Source organism: Minwuia sp. IMCC3009, from assembly GCF_029909415.1.
Lineage (GTDB): Bacteria > Pseudomonadota > Alphaproteobacteria > Minwuiales > Minwuiaceae > Minwuia.
Map to the genome: position 1 here is coordinate 1,465,766 of NZ_CP123781.1, position 16,589 is coordinate 1,482,354.

General features: G+C 64.1%; 16 protein-coding genes. 7 read left to right on the forward strand and 9 right to left on the reverse strand.

Translation table 11 applies throughout. The annotated features are described in order from the left end of the window. Positions 1-12 precede the first annotated feature (12 nt). Positions 13-1,089 (forward strand): ABC transporter ATP-binding protein, encoded by a 1,077-nt coding sequence (locus tag QGV55_RS06940; protein WP_281017569.1) that lies wholly within the window; start codon positions 13-15, stop codon positions 1,087-1,089. A gap of 4 nt (positions 1,090-1,093) precedes the next feature. Continuing rightward, positions 1,094-1,870: a class II aldolase/adducin family protein gene (locus QGV55_RS06945; RefSeq protein ID WP_281017568.1), complete on the forward strand. Its 777-nt coding sequence runs from the start codon at positions 1,094-1,096 to the stop codon at positions 1,868-1,870. Here the strand turns inward: QGV55_RS06945 and QGV55_RS06950 are convergent. Both QGV55_RS06950 and QGV55_RS06955 read right to left on the reverse strand, forming a co-directional pair. Beyond that, a complete protein-coding gene (locus tag QGV55_RS06950) occupies positions 1,858-3,252 on the reverse strand; it encodes an amidase (protein ID WP_281017567.1) in 1,395 nt (464 codons plus the stop codon). The two genes, QGV55_RS06945 and QGV55_RS06950, sit on opposite strands and share 13 nt — an antisense overlap. After that, positions 3,252-3,467, reverse strand: a complete 216-nt coding sequence (locus QGV55_RS06955; RefSeq protein ID WP_281017566.1) for a hypothetical protein — start codon at positions 3,465-3,467, stop codon at positions 3,252-3,254. Before QGV55_RS06955 ends, QGV55_RS06950 begins: the two co-directional genes overlap by 1 nt. Positions 3,468-3,533: 66 nt before the next feature. Between QGV55_RS06955 and QGV55_RS06960 the strand changes: the two genes are divergently transcribed. Both QGV55_RS06960 and QGV55_RS06965 read left to right on the forward strand, forming a co-directional pair. Then, a complete protein-coding gene (locus tag QGV55_RS06960) occupies positions 3,534-4,892 on the forward strand; it encodes an aromatic ring-hydroxylating dioxygenase subunit alpha (protein ID WP_281017565.1) in 1,359 nt (452 codons plus the stop codon). Continuing rightward, a complete protein-coding gene (locus QGV55_RS06965; protein ID WP_281017564.1) occupies positions 4,889-5,602 on the forward strand; it encodes a hypothetical protein in 714 nt (237 codons plus the stop codon). Before QGV55_RS06960 ends, QGV55_RS06965 begins: the two co-directional genes overlap by 4 nt. Positions 5,603-5,848: 246 nt before the next feature. Here QGV55_RS06965 and QGV55_RS06970 read toward each other — a convergent pair whose 3' ends face one another. The 5 genes from QGV55_RS06970 to QGV55_RS06990 all read right to left on the reverse strand — a co-directional run bounded on the left by QGV55_RS06970 (position 5,849) and on the right by QGV55_RS06990 (position 11,370). Beyond that, entirely contained in the window at positions 5,849-6,304 is a 456-nt protein-coding gene (locus QGV55_RS06970; protein ID WP_281017563.1) for a thioesterase family protein, read from the reverse strand. Next, the gene (locus QGV55_RS06975) at positions 6,301-8,547 is read right to left on the reverse strand and encodes a N,N-dimethylformamidase beta subunit family domain-containing protein (protein WP_281017562.1); all 2,247 of its coding nucleotides are present in this window, start codon (positions 8,545-8,547) and stop codon (positions 6,301-6,303) included. Before QGV55_RS06975 ends, QGV55_RS06970 begins: the two co-directional genes overlap by 4 nt. A gap of 227 nt (positions 8,548-8,774) precedes the next feature. Then, positions 8,775-9,983, reverse strand: coding sequence for an acyl-CoA dehydrogenase family protein (locus QGV55_RS06980; protein WP_281017561.1), 1,209 nt, complete (start codon positions 9,981-9,983; stop codon positions 8,775-8,777). Then, positions 9,980-10,354, reverse strand: coding sequence for a DUF6285 domain-containing protein (locus tag QGV55_RS06985; protein ID WP_281017560.1), 375 nt, complete (start codon positions 10,352-10,354; stop codon positions 9,980-9,982). Before QGV55_RS06985 ends, QGV55_RS06980 begins: the two co-directional genes overlap by 4 nt. Beyond that, positions 10,351-11,370, reverse strand: a complete 1,020-nt coding sequence (locus tag QGV55_RS06990) for a phosphotransferase family protein (protein WP_281017559.1) — start codon at positions 11,368-11,370, stop codon at positions 10,351-10,353. Before QGV55_RS06990 ends, QGV55_RS06985 begins: the two co-directional genes overlap by 4 nt. A 304-nt stretch (positions 11,371-11,674) precedes the next feature. On the opposite strand from QGV55_RS06990, the gene QGV55_RS06995 reads away from it, so the two are divergent. Further along, on the forward strand, positions 11,675-12,319 hold the full coding sequence (locus QGV55_RS06995) for a DsbA family oxidoreductase (protein WP_281017558.1): 645 nt from the start codon (positions 11,675-11,677) through the stop codon (positions 12,317-12,319). 81 nt (positions 12,320-12,400) lie between these two features. On the opposite strand, the gene QGV55_RS07000 is transcribed toward QGV55_RS06995, so the two are convergent. Continuing rightward, complete coding sequence (locus QGV55_RS07000; protein WP_281017557.1) at positions 12,401-13,339, reverse strand: DMT family transporter; 939 nt, start codon at positions 13,337-13,339, stop codon at positions 12,401-12,403. Positions 13,340-13,535: 196 nt separating this feature from the next. Next, a complete protein-coding gene (locus tag QGV55_RS07005; RefSeq protein ID WP_348637626.1) occupies positions 13,536-14,801 on the reverse strand; it encodes an MFS transporter in 1,266 nt (421 codons plus the stop codon). Positions 14,802-15,032: 231 nt separating this feature from the next. Here QGV55_RS07005 and QGV55_RS19740 point away from each other — a divergent pair, with 231 nt between their 5' ends. After that, on the forward strand, positions 15,033-15,626 hold the full coding sequence (locus QGV55_RS19740) for a DUF1326 domain-containing protein (RefSeq protein ID WP_348638782.1): 594 nt from the start codon (positions 15,033-15,035) through the stop codon (positions 15,624-15,626). Between the two features lie 64 nt (positions 15,627-15,690). Continuing rightward, on the forward strand, positions 15,691-16,416 hold the full coding sequence (locus QGV55_RS07015) for a DUF2182 domain-containing protein (protein WP_281017555.1): 726 nt from the start codon (positions 15,691-15,693) through the stop codon (positions 16,414-16,416). Positions 16,417-16,589: the final 173 nt, after the last annotated feature.

The window sequence follows — 16,589 nt, forward strand, 5'->3', positions numbered from 1 at the left end:
GCAGTACTGCAGATGTCCAAGGTTACTTTCCGCAAGGCCGTAAAGCGCTATGGCAACTTCACGGCGCTGCAGCCTCTGGATCTTGATATTCGGGAGGGTGAGTTCCTGACGCTTCTCGGCCCGTCCGGATGTGGCAAGACCACCACCCTCCGACTGGTGGCCGGCTTCATCCAACCGACAGAAGGGTCTGTCTATATCGGCGACGAGGACGTGACGGGGAAACCGCCGCAGAAGCGCGGCATCGGCATGGTCTTTCAGGACTATGCCCTGTTCCCGCACATGACGATCGAAGAAAACATCGGTTTTGCCCTGAAGGAACGCGGTGCGTCAGCGGGCGAGATCAAGACACGGGTCTGGGACCTGCTGCAGCTGGTCGAGTTGCCAGGGGTGAAGGACCGCTATCCGACGGAACTGAGCGGCGGCCAGCAGCAGCGGGTCGCTGTCGCCCGCGCGGTGGCACATACGCCACGGGTGCTGCTGATGGACGAGCCGCTGGGCGCGCTGGACCTGAAGTTGCGGGAATCGATGCAGATCGAGCTGCGCAATATCCAGAAGAGCCTCGGTATCACGACAATCTACGTCACGCATGACCAGATCGAAGCCATGAACATGTCCGACCGCATCGCGGTCATGAACGAGGGCGTGCTGGAACAGATCGGGTCGGCGGAGGAACTCTACGACACGCCGAAGACCAAGTTCGTTGCGGACTTCATCGGCCAGATCAACCTGTTGCCCGTAACCGGCGCGGAGCAGCGTTCCGATCATGCGGTTGCAGGCTTCAATGGCAGCGAGATCAAGGTGGTCATGCCTGCGGAGCGGCGGGTGCCCACGGGTTCGGCGGTACTTGGTGTCCGCCCCGAGCAACTGACGATCGTGCCCAAGGAAACCGCCGTCAACGGTGCCAACCGGCTGGATGGTCAGATCATGTCGACCCGGTTCGTCGGCAACGTCATCAAGATCGAGGTGGGCATCGGCATGGCGCAGACATTCGTCGTGGACATGCACCCGAGCGCTGTCGCCGGACTGACGGCCGGCGCCGAGGTGGGCGTTGTCTGGCAACCGGAAAGCGGCTTTCTGCTGGAGGACTGACAGAATGCAAGCAAGCACGAAAGACTCCGGGCAGGACGCCCGGTTCACCGCCGCGGAATGGCGGCAGCGCCAGCACCTCGCGCTGGCCCACCGCATGATCCAGCGATCCGGTTTCGATGACCTGACCTACAACCACCTGTCAGTGCGGATTCCGGATCGGCCCGACCATTTCCTGATCAAGCGCGAAGACGAGATGTTCGAGCAGGTGACCGCCTCCAGCCTGCTGAGTTCCGGTTTTCATGGTGATGACCCGAGCTCTCCCGCAGGGCGGGTCAGCCCGGGCGGACTGGTCATTCACGGTGGTATCCTGGATGCGCGTCCCGACGTGAATGCGGTGTTTCACACGCACAGTCCGGCCAACATGGCCATCGGCGCGCAGAAATGCGGTCTGCTGCCTCTGTCGCAGCATGCGCTGATCTTTCACGACAAGCTGAGCTACCACGACTTTCACGGGTTCGAGTTCGAGCCGGAGATGCGGCGCCTGCTGGTGCGTGACCTGGCCGGGAACGACGTGATGATCCTGCGCAATCATGGTGTGCTCGTCACCGGCCGCACGGTCGCGGAGGCATTCTTCCGGCATCACTATCTCGAAATGGCCTGCCGGGCGCAGGTCGCGGCCATGAGCGTCGGCGGTATCGAGCACCTTGTCTGGCCCGACGAGAAGACCGTCGCACATGCCGCCGGCCAGATGGCTGCGCGCGGCCCCGTCGATGAGAATGGACGCGACTGGACCGCTCTGACGAAGCTCGCGAAGGATGTCTGCCCGGACTATGCGGTCTGAAGATGGACCGGCGGCCGTCGCAGATGGAAGGATGTGACGCTCTGGAACCGCATGGCGGTGGCCAGCAGCAGGCTCTCCGAGAACGGACGTCCGATCAGCTGGAACGCCAGCGGCATGCCGTTCGGGCCGAAGCCCGCGGGCACGCTCAGTGCGGGCAATCCGAGATAATTGGCGTAGCGGGTATGTCGCGCGGAGGCGGTGAAGGCGGCCTCGATCGAACGGGGATCGCGGTCCCCGGCATCCGCCTCCGGCGCCTCATCGGGATAGACCGGCGCCAGGATGACATCGGCGCTGGCGAAGGCCGCCGACACGAAACGCTCAAGCATCGGCTGACGCAGGGAAAGCGCCTCGATGTAGCGTGTCGCCGGGATCAGAAGCCCTTCGCGAATGACGCTGCGCGCCTCGATCCCGATGGTTTCCGGGGCTTCGCGCAGACGTCTGCCGTGCATTGTCGCGGCCTCGCATTTGACGAGTATCTGCTGCAGGTCGTTGCAGGCAGCCACATGCTGCAACTCTACCGGAAACGGCGCGAAGCCGAGGTCCGCGAACACCGCCACCGCTTCCGTGAGTGCCTGGCGCGTCCAGTCCGCGATGCCTTCGTCCGCGTCGGACAGCGCAACGCCGACCCGGACGCCGTCCAGCGTCTGTGGCAAGGGCGCGACAGCGGGCGCGCCGAGCGTGGTCGGGTCCGCCGGGTCAGGTCCGGCGATCACCTGGAACACCGTGGCGCAATCTTCTGCGGAGCGGGCCACGGGGCCAAGACAGTCCATGGACCAGCTTCTGGCGAGCGCACCGCTGCGGCTGATCCGTCCATAGGTCGGCTTCAGGCCCGTGACGCTGCACATGGCAGCGGGCAGGCGGGTCGATCCTCCCGCGTCGGACCCGATGGAGAAAGGCACCAGCCCGGCGGCGACCGCAGCGGCGGATCCGCCGGACGAACCGCCGGTGATGCGGCGCGTGTCCCAGGGGTTGGTGCAGCGCCCGAAGTGCGCGTTGGCCCCGGTTCCGCCGGCTGCGAATTCATCCATGTTGAGCGCCCCCAGCGGGACCGCGCCCGCCGCGAGCAGGCGGTCCGCGATGGTCGATTGCGGTCCCCCGGATTCCTGCGACGGAATCGCGCCGCCGGTCGGTCGCCGCTCCGCCGTGACCAGCACATCCTTCCAGGCCATGGGAATGCCGTGCAGGGGACCGCGCGTGCGTCCCGCGCCACGCTCACGGTCGGCATTTCCGGCGGCTGTCAGGGCGCTCTCCGCAGCGACATGAATGAAGCAGTTGAGGTTGACCGCAGTCCCGGCGATGCCGGCAAGCCGCTCCTCGGCAAGCGCCACGCTTGTGGCCTCACCCCGGACCATCTTCTCGGAGAGCTGTGCAACCTCGCCCATCACGAGCCGTCCGATGCCTGGCGCAGCGCGGCGCCGAAGGCAAACGGGTCGCAGATGAAGGGTTCCGCGTCCGCAAAGTCGCGCGTCACCTCATTCAACCGAAGGGCTGTCCGTTCGACACCGGTCAGTTCTCCGGGCGTGATGGTTACTCCCTGCATGTCTGCCGCCAGCCAGTTCGCACCTGCCGACGGCTCTCTGCCAGCCTCATCCCGCATTGGACCACCTCCGGTTCAGACGATCATGGTGCACTGCACCATGGCACAAGACCACAGGAAAATCGCATGACTTCGATACCCGAACTGCCAACCGGCGCTTTCAAGGGCTATGAACGCAACAACCTGCAATCGCTGGCGCCTGATGACGAGCTTACGAAGGTCGGCCCCGGCGAGCCGTGTGGCGAATACCTGCGCCGCTACTGGCATCCGATCGCCATGGCGTCGATGGTCGGTGAACTGCCGCTGCGTATCCGGCGGCTGGGCGAGGACCTGGTCCTGTTCCGTGGCAAGACCGGCGAATATGGCCTGCTGCACCTGCTCTGCAGTCACCGCAATGCCTCGCTGGAGTATGGCATCGTGACGGATCGGGGGCTGCGCTGCTGCTACCATGGCTGGCTGTTCGGGACCGACGGAACGATCCTGGAAACCCCCGGCGAACCGGCCACCAGCAAGATTGCGGGGCGGACGTGCCACGGCGCCTATCCGGTCGTCGAGTTCAAGGGCATGATCTTCGCCTACATGGGACCGCCCGAGCTGATGCCCGCGTTCCCCTACTTCGACACCATGGATCTGCCGGATGACGAGATGGTGCCCTATCTGGTGCCATCACCCGCGAACTGGGTGCAGATGTTCGAGAACGGCATCGATCCCTATCATGTGTCCTTCCTGCATTCGCTGATGAACCGGGTGCAGTTCCAGGCCAATCTGGTGAACCTGCCGACCGTCGACTATCACGAGCGGGCGGCGGGCAACGGCATCTTCTATACCTCCACGCGTCGGGTGGAGGATTTCCTCTGGTTCCGCATTCACGACCACATGCTGCCGAACTTCTCCCAGAACGGGGGGATGCATGTCGATGGCGACAAGTCGACCTACTTCGTGCGGACGGGGCTGACCCGGTGGGTGGTGCCTGTGGATGACGAGAACTCCATCACCATCGCCTGGCGACATTTCAACGAGGAGACCGATCCTCACGGGCGGGGACGGAAGGATCTCTGCGGCTATAACAGCGTCGACTTCTATGGCCAGACCGACCAGCGGTCGTACGAGGAGATGCAGCGCGACCCCGGCGACTACGAGGCCTGGTCGAGCCAGGGCCCGCGCACGGTGCACAAGCGTGAGCGGCTGGGTGCCACCGACCGGGGTGTCAGCCTCTACCGCCGTCGGCTCAGGAACGCGATCAAGAACCACGGCAAGGGTGAGGATCCGATGCTGCCGACCGACAGGGTCACATCGCCGATACCGACCTATGGCGGCGATACGGTGCTGCGGGTCAGGCGTTCGAACAGTGAGGACAGCCAGACCATCTCTGATATGGCAAAGCGGGTGGCCGACATCTACCGCAGCGGCGATGACATGATCGGCGCGGAACGGCGGGAACACATCCGCAAGGGCCTCAGAAGCTATGAGGCCGACCTGCAATGACCGTCTCATCTGTTCCCAACAACAGCCGCATGGGTGAGGCAAGGCCGGACGTCGATCACGATGGCCCCTTTCGCACGCAGCTTGATCCGCTGCTATCGGACTTCGAGGAGGGAAAAATCGACGGTGCCGGTTTCCAGCGAGGCGTGATTGCCGCGCTGGAACGCGATGACGTTCAGCAGACGGTCGCCGCTGCCGCCGATCAGGCGCGGAGCAAGGGCGCGGATGTCACGATCTGGCGCAAGGACTTCGGCGGACGCGATATCACCATCAGCATCATCCACCTGCAGCCTGGTGAGGTGCATCCGCCGCATCACCATCACAATGTGACTTCGGTGCAGGTGATACTGGAGGGACGGATCTCGGGCCGTGAGTATGAGCGTGTGCGCCGGATCGACGGCAATCATGTTCTGTTGAAACCATTGTCGAGCGGCCAACTGCCCGTCGGCAGCCGTCTTCTGGCCCACGAATGGGCGCGCAATGCCCACTGGTTCTCTGCAGGCAAGGACGCTCCCGCCCTGATCTTCAACTGCAATGCACGAGGGTTCGAGAAATCGACGTTCGATCCTGCTGACGGGCGACCGCTGGGTCGCAGGCTGCTTCATCCCTCCCGAATGGTCTCGGACGAGGGCGTCATCGCGAGGGAGATCGATGTCGTGGAAGCCTATGAAACCTTCGGCAAGGCCGACCTGCAGGACTGGCACACGACCTGAACGGAGGCGGTCCCGTCGCGGGGCCGGACTGCGGGGGAAGGGGGGTATCCGCAAAACCCCGCCGAACCGGTCACATGCATCCAGCGCCCTGTTCGCAGGGGAAGTTGCTGATCCCGGGCACAAGCCGCCGGATTGACTGCCCGGCATCAGCCACGCCGCTGCGCATACCCATCGAAGATTCCAGCCACACAACGAATAGGGTTCGGCACCTTGGTCCACGGGAGATGGCCCTGGTGCCGCCCGCCCTCATCCAGGTCGTGCCAGCTCCAGCGCCGCGCCTTCCAGACCGCGGATCAGTTCGACAAGCTGGTCGGGAACCGGTACCGGCCTGTGGGTCGACTGGTTCGTGTTGACCCAGATGTTCTCGCCTGTGGCGCGGGGCTGGCCCTCGCCCTTGCCGAAGATGCCGAGTTCGAAGATCAGCGACGAACTGCCGATGCGGGGCACGCGGACGCCGACCTCGATTTCCTCGTCGAAGCGGATCGGAGCCTTGTATTCCACGATCGACTTGACGAGGTGGAAATCGTCGCCGGTCTCTTTGACCTCAGCTTCGTAGTCATAGCCCAGGTGGCGCAGATACTCGGTAATCGCGGTGTCGTAGTAGGTTAGATAATGGGCGTTGAAGACGATGCCCTGACCGTCGATCTCGGCGTAGCGGACGCGGAACGGATGGGCGAACCAGAAGGAACTGCGCTGACTCACTTGCGGCCTCCTGCGGCGGTCTCGCCGGGCAGTTCGAAGGGCTGCGGATCGATGAAGCGGCGCAGCACGTTCGTGGTGATCCGGGACACATTGTTGTCCCAGTTCTCATGGCTCAGGCTTCCCGCCCAGCTGATCGACCCGGTGGAGAACACCGCACCGCCGTTGGGACATTCGAAGAAGGTGAGGTCGGCGCGCACCTTGGGGTCGTCGAACCATGGAATGATCGACAGGAACTCCTCCTTGGTGCGCAGCATCAGCTCTCCATGATCCTCGGAAGTCGCGACCACCAGGGCGTGACGCGGCGAGCCGAGGTGGACGTCGTGGCGATCGATCTCCTCACCTGCCGCGCCGCCGCCTATCGTACCGAAATCGCCGATGATCTCCTCAGTGACACCTTCCATGATGAAGGCGGCGCGCGGATCGTCGGCCTCCGGACGGCGGCGGTAATAGCTGCTCCGGTCGAAACCCTGGGCGGCAAAGCCGACGCCCACCAGCCGGTTCGGTGGCCTTCCCTGCCGTCGCCACAGGCCGCCATACTCGCCGTTGAAGGCGTGATAGTACTCACCGGGTTCGGCGATCCAGGCGCGGGTCCCGTCCTCGGCGCGACGCACCTCCAGCACGCCCGGCAGATCGTCACGGAAGGCGACGCGCCAGTAGAAGCCGTTGCCGCCCATGTACATCAGCCGCCCACCCTGGCCGGTGAAGGTCTCCAGCGCGTCCAGCATTGCGGTCGAGTGATACTCAGGATGCGAGCCTGTGATCACGCAGCGGTAGGGCGCAAGCAGAGCCGAACCATGCTGGTGCAGATCCTCGTCGGTGACGATGTCGAAGGGCTCGCCGATATGGTCGAGCCAGGCGAGGATGTTGCAGTCGGCCGGCATTCCCCAGGGGCAGTTGTCAGCGGGCTTCATATTGGTCACCGGCCTGAGTCTGGACGAGTACTGAATGCCGGAGCGGTCGCTGTGGAGATCGTAGGTCGAACTGCCCAGTTCCGGATGGGCGCTCAGGAAAGCGTCATTGACGCACGTCGGTCGCCCGTCACCGAACAGCGGGTTGGCCTTCAGGCGCTGCTTGCAGTTTGCGTAGGCAAGATAGGATGCCGTCGGCATCAGGAACACTGCCGGTGCTGTCGCCTTGCCGAGCGGCGGGCGGACAACGAAGGGAATGCGGTCAACATCGGCACCGTGGCGCAGACGAACCGCATAGAGCCCGCTGGGCAGTTCCGCCGGGATGGTGAAGGTGAAATCCTGCTCCCAGCCCGCATCGTAGAGGTCGTCGTCGTGAAAGTGCACGGCGCCATAGTGCTCCGGCTTCTCCCGCCAGTCATGGGCTTCACCTGTCCAGTTGAAGCCGGTTGACGCCCGCGCCGGCAGGTTGACCAGCCTGCCATGCCGCCCCGCCGGGCCGAGGTCGGTGACATGGTCCGTGACAATGTCGCAGCCGAAATCCCAGCAGCCGATCAGGTCGCCGCCCAGTGATTCGTCAGGCCCGGCGGCCATCAACTGCTCCACACCCGCCTGGTCGAGGGCGCGTGCAGCGATGCGTGGCCGGTCGATCTTTCCGTTGTAGTGATCCGTGGGACCCTCGGCGCCGGTGCTGGCGGCGAACATGATCGGGGCATGGCCCGGGTCCGGTCGGAGTCCCTGTTCCAGCGTCGCGTGCACCTCGGCAGCGCCAGTGGCCACGCTCTGGCCCGGCGACAGGACGTCGGGCTGCTGGCTCAGGCAGATCTCACCGGTCTCCGCGTCGTAGCTGGCGGAAACGCGATACCACTGGCGCTGGACCAGGGGCGATCCGGTGGAAGCGATTGCAGTACCGCCCTTGCCGTCGCCGATTTCCAGCGCCAGCGCGCCGTCGGCGTCGAGCAGCAGGCGGAACCCGGCCCGGCGGTCCGTGTCCCAGCAGCCGATGATCGTCTGCGTCCGGCCACCGGGCAGCGTTGGCCAGATCCAGGCTGCAACGGTCAGGGCACCAAGCGCGCCGATGCGGTCGCCGTCCCCGATCACACCACAGGAGCCGGGCCGGAGCGGCTGATGCCGGCCAGGATAGCGACCGGCGAAATCCGCCGGGACCACATCCTCGATCACCCCCACGCTCTCGTCGCTGAAATCGTCGCCGGCACGCACCCTTACCAGTTCGGCCTCGTAGTCGCCGGGTGCGTAGGTCGAGACCATGAAACCGACAGTCTCGCCCGGCGTTGCCGAGAATGGATTGCAGTAACCGGTGATCGTCTTCTCGCGCATTCCCTGCCTCCCCGAATGCGATTTCTCCCCGGTCAGGATACCGGCGGGTATTGGCAGCGCAAATCAGATGTGGGCGCGGCAGGCTTTCGGGATGCGCAATGCTTGCCGCGATTTCAGCGGCTCACCGATGAAAAGCCGCGTCGGGGAACCCCGAGCGGGTTTCAGGGAAGCGATGGGCGTTCTGGAAAGCGCACGTGTTCCAGGCGGACGCAGGCTGCCGGTGTTCCTCACCCGGCGTACCGCTTCAGCAACTGTCGGGCGAGTGATGACATGTGGACCTGGTCGGGCCCGTCACCCACGCGGATGTAGCGCGCCCAGGTCCAGGCCTTGGGCAGGAAAGTATCCTCCGTGAAGCCCTTGGCGCCGTGCACCTGCATGGCACGATCTATGACCTTGGTCGCCATCTTCGGCACAACGATCTTGGCGGCGGCAATCAGGTCGCGGGCAGCCTTGTTGCCCTCGCGGTCCATCTTGTCGGCTGCCTTGAGCGTCAGCAGTCGCGCCTGCTCGATCTCACAGAAAGACCGTGCGATATCCTCACGCAACGAACCGTGTTCGGAAAGCTTCATGCCGAAGGCTGTCCGGCTTTCGGCGCGCCTGCACATCAGTTCCAGCGCGCGCTGCGCAGAACCGATGAAGCGCATGCAGTGATGGATGCGACCCGGTCCCAGACGGCCCTGCGCGATCTCGAAGCCCCGGCCTTCACCCAGAAGCATGTTCGAGACAGGCACGCGGACATTCTCGAACACAATCTCAGGATGACCGCCAGGCGCGCCGGAATAGCCGAAGGTGGTGGGGTTACGCTCCTGACGCAGGCCGGGCGTGTCCCTCGGTACCAGAACCATCGACTGCTGTCGGTGGCGGTCCGGGTGATCCGGATCGGTCTTCCCCATGACGATCACCAGCTTGCAGCGCTCATTGGCAAATCCCGACGAGAACCATTTTCGGCCGTTGATGACGTAGTCATCGCCGTCACGGGTGATCCGGCATTCGATATTGGTCGCGTCCGAGGAAGCGACTGCAGGCTCGGTCATGGAGAAGCAGGAGCGGATTTCGCCAGCCAGCAGCGGCTCCAGCCATGCACGCTTCTGGTCATCGTCGGCGTAGCGGGCAAGCGTCTCCATGTTGCCCGAATCCGGGGCCGAGCAATTGAAGACCTCGGAAGCCCATTCGACGCGACCCATGATCTCGGCAAGCGGCGCATATTCCAGGTTGGTCAGCCCGGCACCGTAACGCGCGTCAGGCATGAACAGGTTCCAGAGTCCGGCCTCCTTGGCACGTTCCTTCAGATCGTCCAGCACAGGCGGCGTGGTCCATCCGCCTGCCTCGGCCACGTGACGGTCGTATTCATGCTCCAGCGGATAGACATGCTCGTCCATGAAGGCGCTGACCCGCGCACTCAATTGCATCACCTTCTCGGGAAACTCGAAGTTCATCGGCTGACCTCTCGGTTTTCGGGTCGTTTCAGCGCCGAGGGCCGCACGACCTCCATCTTCAGTTCCACGGTGCGCAGCACCGCCGCAAACGCGGCGTCCCAGCGATCATCCAGATCGCCAGCGCGCAGCGCCCGGCAGAGCGCATCGATTTCGTCTTCGTCCTCTCCGGCGCCCGTCAGGCCCCGCAGCGCCACACGTTCTTCGTCACCAAGGTCCGGCCGGTCACGGATCTCCCGCTCGGCGATGCCGAGCAAGTGGATCGCGACCCGCAGATCGAACCGATGTTCCTCACTCAGCGTCCCGGCAAGACCCTCCAGGTATTCCCGCACCGTACTGACCAGATCATGAGCGGCTGGCTGATCCTGGTTCATTCTGGAGCCCTCCCGCTCAGTGCCTGCATCAGTTCGTGCTCGACCATGGCGACATTGCGACCGCAGGCGGCCCAGACCATGGAGCGACGGCCCTCGTGAACGTGGCCGAAGCCCTGCATGACGTTCAGGATGGCCCAGCGGACCATGCCGAAGATCTCCCAGTAGCGGACTTCGTCGTCGTCGACCTTCCGTCCGCTCGCGGCCTCGTAGGCCGCATAGAGGTCCTTGCGCGCGCCGAAGCCACCGACAGGCCGGGCCAGATTGCCGAACCGCCAGGACGGAACGCAGAGCCAGCCGAGATCCTCCAAGGGGCGACCGTGATGGCTGCATTCCCAGTCGAGGATGGCAACGATTCCTGTCTCGTTGACGATGAAGTTTCCGTTCCGGAAATCGCCGTGCAGTGACACCGTCTCGCCGCCGATCGGGCGGTTCAGCTCCAGCCAGCGCAGACCGAGTTCCAGCGCCGGATGCGGCTCCCGGTAGAGGTCCAGCCGTTCGCGCTGCGCCGCCAGCGGGTCAGCAGTATCGGGTACATCGGCCAGGAAGCCGGTGGCCCCGAGGCCGAAATCGTGGATTGCCGCAAGCAGCTCACCGCAGCGCGCCGCCAGTCCCGGGCGGATTGCGTCAAATTGCGGATCACTGTTGATCCGTCGTGGCAGGGTCTCACCCTCGACGAACCCCATGACGAACCCTCGGCCGAGGTCATCCGCGGAATCCAGTTCGAAGACAGGTTCCGGTACCGGCAGGCCACGTGCGTGCGCCAGCTCCAGCAGCTGGTACTGCTTGTGCGACGGCAGGAACGGATTTCCCACCCCCTCGTAGGTCTCACGGCGAAGCACCAGCCGTCGGGCCACACCGTTGGTTTCGGTCACCTCGAAGATGGCGGTATGATTGATGCCGCCCATGCTTGGTTCGCCAACAGGCACGACGTCGGCGCGCGTGCCGAAGCGTCGGCGCGAGGCTCTGGCCAGCCGTTCGACGAACGCCGGTTCGTCAAGCGCCTTCGATGCGGTCATGCGTCTCCCTCCCCGGATGCGCCATACCGTGTGTCCCAGTGTGGAACGGTGTCGGGATGAACGCTATAGCAGCTTGCCGCAACCGGCGTCTAACAGCGCCTCAGTGTACGGGCGGGGCAGGGTAGGGTCAGCGCAGATCTGATGTGGTCGCGGTCTGACGTGCGAAACTCGGCGTACCGGAGAGGGGTCGCAAGGCGAAGCGTCGAACCGGCCATCTTTCGCGCCGTCGCCAGCATGGACTATTGTCGGGCACAGGCGCCTGCCGATATGCGGCGCGCGCGGACATGATCGAGAGGATGACCAGATGACCCAGCCACTTCGCATCGATATCGTGTCCGACGTGATGTGTCCCTGGTGCATCATCGGCTACCGCCAGCTGGCGGAGGCGCTGGACGCCACGGGCACCGCGCACGACATCCACTGGCACCCGTTCGAACTGAACCCCGACATGCCCCCGGAAGGGCAGAACGTCCGGGAGCACATTGCCGAGAAATATGGCTCGACACCGGAACAGTCCGACAAGAGCCGCAAGCAGATGACCGCCATCGGCGCGGATCTCGGCTTCGACTTCCGCTACACCGACGACATGCGGATGCACAACACGTTCAATGCCCACCAGTTGCTGCACTGGGCGGACACCCAGGGTCGCAAGCACGACCTCAAGCTGGCACTGTTCACCGCCCATTTCACCGATGGCCGCGATCTCTCCGACGACGCCGTGCTGGCCGACGTGGCGAGCGAGACCGGTCTCGACCGGGCCGAGGCCCTGGCGGTTCTGGCCGACCAGCGCTTCGCGACGGACGTCCGCCAGATCGAGAACTTCTGGCTCCAGCAAGGCATCCGCGGCGTCCCCGCCGTCGTCCTCGACCGCAAGCATCTGGTGACGGGCGCGCAGGGGGTCGAGAACTACACCAGCATCCTGGGGCAGCTTGCGAAGGGAGCGGGGTGATTCACCTCGATGCTGCCAACTGTCGAGCTCGAAACGCGGCGGAAGAAGAGCCGCGCGGTGTCAGGACCACTCCGGGGCTGTTCAGCGGTTCGGATACGGCTTCCGGTGCCGCTCGCGATAGGTGATGTAGAGCCCCGAAGCGACCACGACTGCTGAACCAATCCAGGTCCAGAGGTCGGGAATTTCAGTGAAGATCAGGTAGCCGAAGAGCCCGGAAACGACGAGCTGAATGTAGGTGATGGGCGCCACCACCGACGCGAGGCTGTACTGGAAGGCCTTGACCACGAAGTACTGTCCGAAGCCACCGAGCACACCGATCAGGAAGTACAGGAGCCAGTGCCAGACCGAGATGGGCCAGACTCCGGGCTCGACCAGGAAGAAGAGACCGGCGGCGACGGCGCCGACCATTGCCGTGTAGGTGATGGTCGTTTCAGGTGTGTCATCCGCGGCGATCTTCCGCGTAAGTATCTGGTAGACAGAGAACATGATCATGTTGGCCACGACGAGAAGCATCGCCCAGTGATAGCCCGCGCCACCCGGCTGGATGATGATCAGTGCCCCCACGAAGCCGACCGCGACGGCCGCCCAACGCCTCGGGCCGACCTTCTCTCCGAGGAAAGGCACGGAGAGTGCGGTAACGACGATGGGCGTCGTGAAGACGATCGCCATGGCCACCGCAAGTTCGAGGTAGCGCAGCGCGTAGACGAAGAATGCCGTCGAGATGAACAGCAGCAGCGAGCGCACGAGCTGGATGCCCGTTCGCTTGCTGCGCAACAGGACGATGCCGTGGAACGGCATGAAGGCGACGATCATGACCAGGAGATGCCCGGCATAGCGGGCCCAGACGATCTGGCCGCTGGGGTAGAAGTCGTTGAGGTACTTAACGCCGGCATTCATCGCCGGCAGCGTCAGGCTCGCCATGAGCATGAACGCAATTCCCAGCAGATTCTCGCGCGGCGTCGGTTCTGCCCGAAAATGATGGGTCGGCTGGCCCGCCCCGCTGGATCGCGGCGTGCTCATGATTCAGGCGACAGGAATACGTCGGCAGGTTCGTCCATCGTCGCGGCCCTCCTCTCCCATCGATAGCGCGCGTGGTGGCTGCCTGGCCATGCTGAATGCGCAGGGCTCCCGAACATTGTTCCGTCACCGTTTCGACCGGACGTGTCGCGTTCGAACGGAAACCGGTCTGCACTGGCGGATGGCGGCCGATTGTCCGTCAGGGAGTGGTTCCGTCCTCGCTCTTCGCGTCGGACTGCTCTGTCGCCCAGGCACCCGCTGACTCCACGGCAACAGGCGAGGCGGTAGGCAGCACACCCAGATAGCTCTCGGTGTCCGCCACCGGAACCGGCGGGCGTCTCGTCATGCGGAAGAGCGCGTAAAGGGCGATGGACCCGAAGGTTGTGCCGAGGACGAGCCAGAAAGCGGAGGGCCCGATCTGTTGCATCGCCCAGCCGGTGATCAATGGTCCCAGAATGGCACCAACACCGAAGGTCAGTATGAGACCTCCGGATGCGGATGGCATGTCTTCGGCCGACAGGAAATCGTTGGTATATGCCAGGAACAGCGCATAGAGCGGCGTTGTCACACCACCCGCAAAGAAGGCAGCGGCCATCAGAAGCCAGAGGTTTCCTCCAACGACCCAACTCAGCATGCAGGTTGCGGCACCGAGGGCGGCTGCACCAAAGATCAGCTTGCGGCGATCCATTCGATCAGAAAGCCAGCCAATAGGATACTGAAGCAGCAGCGCCCCGCCGAACAGCATCGCAACGAAAAGCGAGATCTGTGATGCGGTCAGTCCGATCTTCGTGCCGAAGACCGGGCCCATGCCCGATTGGGTGGCATAGACGCTGCCAAGCAGGAATATCCCGACGGTACCGAGCGGCGAACGCGCGAACAGCTTGCGCAATGACATGGGACGGGCAACCTCGGTCACCGGTGCCGGACTGACGGACAGCAGTATTGGTGCAAATGAGATCGAGACAAGGATCGACGCGACGATGAAGAGCCCGGCGGTTCCCGCATCTCCAAGGGTCAGCAACCCCTGTGCTCCGATGATGCCCAGCGTCTGTGCAATCATGTAGGCCGACAGCACTTTTCCGCGGTTCTCGTTGGTCGCCGCGTCGTTCAGCCAGCTCTCTGCCGCGACATATATGCCTGACATGCAGAACCCGACAAGCAACCGCAGCAGCACCCAGGCCCATGGTTCGGCCAACAGCGTGAACGCGATCAGTCCGGCGGACATGAAGCTGCCCAGCGCGGCGAAGACGCGCACATGGCCAACCCGCCGGATCAGCGATGGCGTCAGCTGTGCGCCCAGCAGAAAGCCGAGAAAGTACCCGGACGTGACAATCGCCAGTTCCGGCGAGGTGAACCCCTCTATCCCGCCCCGCAGACCGATGAGCGTGAAGTGCATGCCGTTGCCGAGCATGATCAGCACGATACCCAGAAGGAGAGCCCAGACGCCGCTCAGGACCGTGAACATGAAACGACCTTTTGCCCGTTGAGGTTCGTCTTCGGTATCCGGAGCGTTGCATCAGCCAGGGACCGATGCAACGTCAACAGTGTCAACGGTCTGAATGATGCGGGCATTGCCGGAGCAGATCTGATGTGGTCGCGTCAGGCTGCCAGGGGGCGGCAGCGCCCTTTCACAGGCACTGCAACCTTTATATGCTCCAGAGGGATTGCGGATAAGGGGGGCATCGCGATGGGCTGGATGATCGAAGGCGAACTTGTGGTGAACTGCAACTGCGCGGTCTTCTGTCCCTGCGTCATCTCTCTCGGTCAGCATCCCCCAACGGAAGGCTACTGCCAGGCCTGGTTCGGCCTGAACATCGACAAGGGTCATTTCGGGAAGACCGATCTTTCGGGCCTGAAGGTGGGACTGCTGCTCGACATTCCAGGCCTGATGTCACGCGGGAACTACACGCTGGCCGGCTATATCGACGAGCAGGCCGACGACGACGCATTCGAAGCGCTGACACAGCTCTTCACGGGCCAGGCAGGCGGTCCACTGGTTGTCTTCGATGTGCTGGTCAGCACAAATCTGGGCTTTGAGCGGGCGCCGATCACCTATGTCGCCGATGGCGCCGCACGGCATATTCAGGTCGGGCAGCACATATGGGGCGATGTCGAGCCCATTGCCGGCAACGATTTGGACCGGCCCGTCACCATCACGAACTCCGAGTACTGGCCCGGCCCGGAGATCACCGTGGCCCAGGCGAAACGCGGGCGCGTGCGAGCCTTCGGCAGGATCTGGAACTTCGACGACCGCAGCGCCGAAATCATGCCGGTCTCCTGGCAAGGCTAGCCGAAGGGCCGCATAGATGAATCAACCCGGTCCGGAACCATCGCGGGACGCTGGCTCGGTCCGTATGCGGACTGGCGAGCGAATCTACCTGCTTAGTGCCATCGCGCTGATCTCTCTGCTTTGCTGGGCCTATCTGCTGGCGGGGGCGGGCATGCAGATGGGCATGCGTGCCGACTGGGATGCTGCCTATGCCGGACTGATGTTCATGATGTGGTGGCTCATGATGGTGGCAATGATGCTGCCTTCCGCCGCGCCCATGATCATGATGTTCGCGAAGATCAGTCGGCGGCCTGAACACGGCGCGTTGCCAGCCCTGCCGGTCGTGCTCTTCACGCTCGCCTATGCCGTGGCATGGGCGGTCTTCAGTGTCGTGGCGGTTGCCCTGCAATGGGGCCTGGAGGCCAGCGGCCTGATCTCGCCCATGCTGAAGAGCACGAGCGGTGTGCTGAGCGGTGCGATCCTCGTTGCTGCCGGGCTCTACCAGCTTACGCCGCTGAAGCACATGTGCCTGCGCCACTGCCGCTCGCCGCTGCAGTTCGTGCTGGGCCGTTGGCGAAACGGTCTGGGCGGTGCCTGGCGCATGGGGCTCGAGCATGGCGCCTACTGCGTCGGCTGCTGCTGGTTTCTGATGGCCCTGCTGTTCGTCGGCGGCGTGATGAACATCTACTGGATTGCCGGGCTGACACTGCTTGTGCTGGTGGAGAAGACGATCCCGGTCGGGCGCTGGTTCGGCCAGGCGCTGGGTCTGGGCCTGACGGCCTGGGGCGTGTGGCTGCTGGCCGGCTTCTGAAGCCAGATGCCCGAGTGGACCGGCAGGATTGCAGGATCCCCCGGACCTCCAGCCCACAGCCAGGCTGGCGTGACGCAGCCTTGGAAAATCCGATCCACCGGTCGCCCGAGGTCATGTCGGCACGCAGTGGGGCCGTGGGTTCGCGGGAGAAGGGATGGTGGCGTCCGCAGTCT

Bases quoted from the DNA above. Each gene is read 5' to 3' on its own strand.
- QGV55_RS06940 (WP_281017569.1), top strand. From the start codon at position 13: ATGTCCAAGGTTACTTTCCGCAAGGCCGTAAAGCGCTATGGCAACTTC.
- QGV55_RS06945 (WP_281017568.1), top strand. From the start codon at position 1,094: ATGCAAGCAAGCACGAAAGACTCCGGGCAGGACGCCCGGTTCACCGCC.
- QGV55_RS06950 (WP_281017567.1), bottom strand. From the start codon at position 3,252: ATGGGCGAGGTTGCACAGCTCTCCGAGAAGATGGTCCGGGGTGAGGCC.
- QGV55_RS06955 (WP_281017566.1), bottom strand. From the start codon at position 3,467: ATGCGGGATGAGGCTGGCAGAGAGCCGTCGGCAGGTGCGAACTGGCTG.
- QGV55_RS06960 (WP_281017565.1), top strand. From the start codon at position 3,534: ATGACTTCGATACCCGAACTGCCAACCGGCGCTTTCAAGGGCTATGAA.
- QGV55_RS06965 (WP_281017564.1), top strand. From the start codon at position 4,889: ATGACCGTCTCATCTGTTCCCAACAACAGCCGCATGGGTGAGGCAAGG.
- QGV55_RS06975 (WP_281017562.1), bottom strand. From the start codon at position 8,547: ATGCGCGAGAAGACGATCACCGGTTACTGCAATCCATTCTCGGCAACG.
- QGV55_RS06980 (WP_281017561.1), bottom strand. From the start codon at position 9,983: ATGAACTTCGAGTTTCCCGAGAAGGTGATGCAATTGAGTGCGCGGGTC.
- QGV55_RS06985 (WP_281017560.1), bottom strand. From the start codon at position 10,354: ATGAACCAGGATCAGCCAGCCGCTCATGATCTGGTCAGTACGGTGCGG.
- QGV55_RS06990 (WP_281017559.1), bottom strand. From the start codon at position 11,370: ATGACCGCATCGAAGGCGCTTGACGAACCGGCGTTCGTCGAACGGCTG.
- QGV55_RS06995 (WP_281017558.1), top strand. From the start codon at position 11,675: ATGACCCAGCCACTTCGCATCGATATCGTGTCCGACGTGATGTGTCCC.
- QGV55_RS07000 (WP_281017557.1), bottom strand. From the start codon at position 13,339: ATGAGCACGCCGCGATCCAGCGGGGCGGGCCAGCCGACCCATCATTTT.
- QGV55_RS07005 (WP_348637626.1), bottom strand. From the start codon at position 14,801: ATGTTCACGGTCCTGAGCGGCGTCTGGGCTCTCCTTCTGGGTATCGTG.
- QGV55_RS19740 (WP_348638782.1), top strand. From the start codon at position 15,033: ATGATCGAAGGCGAACTTGTGGTGAACTGCAACTGCGCGGTCTTCTGT.
- QGV55_RS07015 (WP_281017555.1), top strand. From the start codon at position 15,691: ATGCGGACTGGCGAGCGAATCTACCTGCTTAGTGCCATCGCGCTGATC.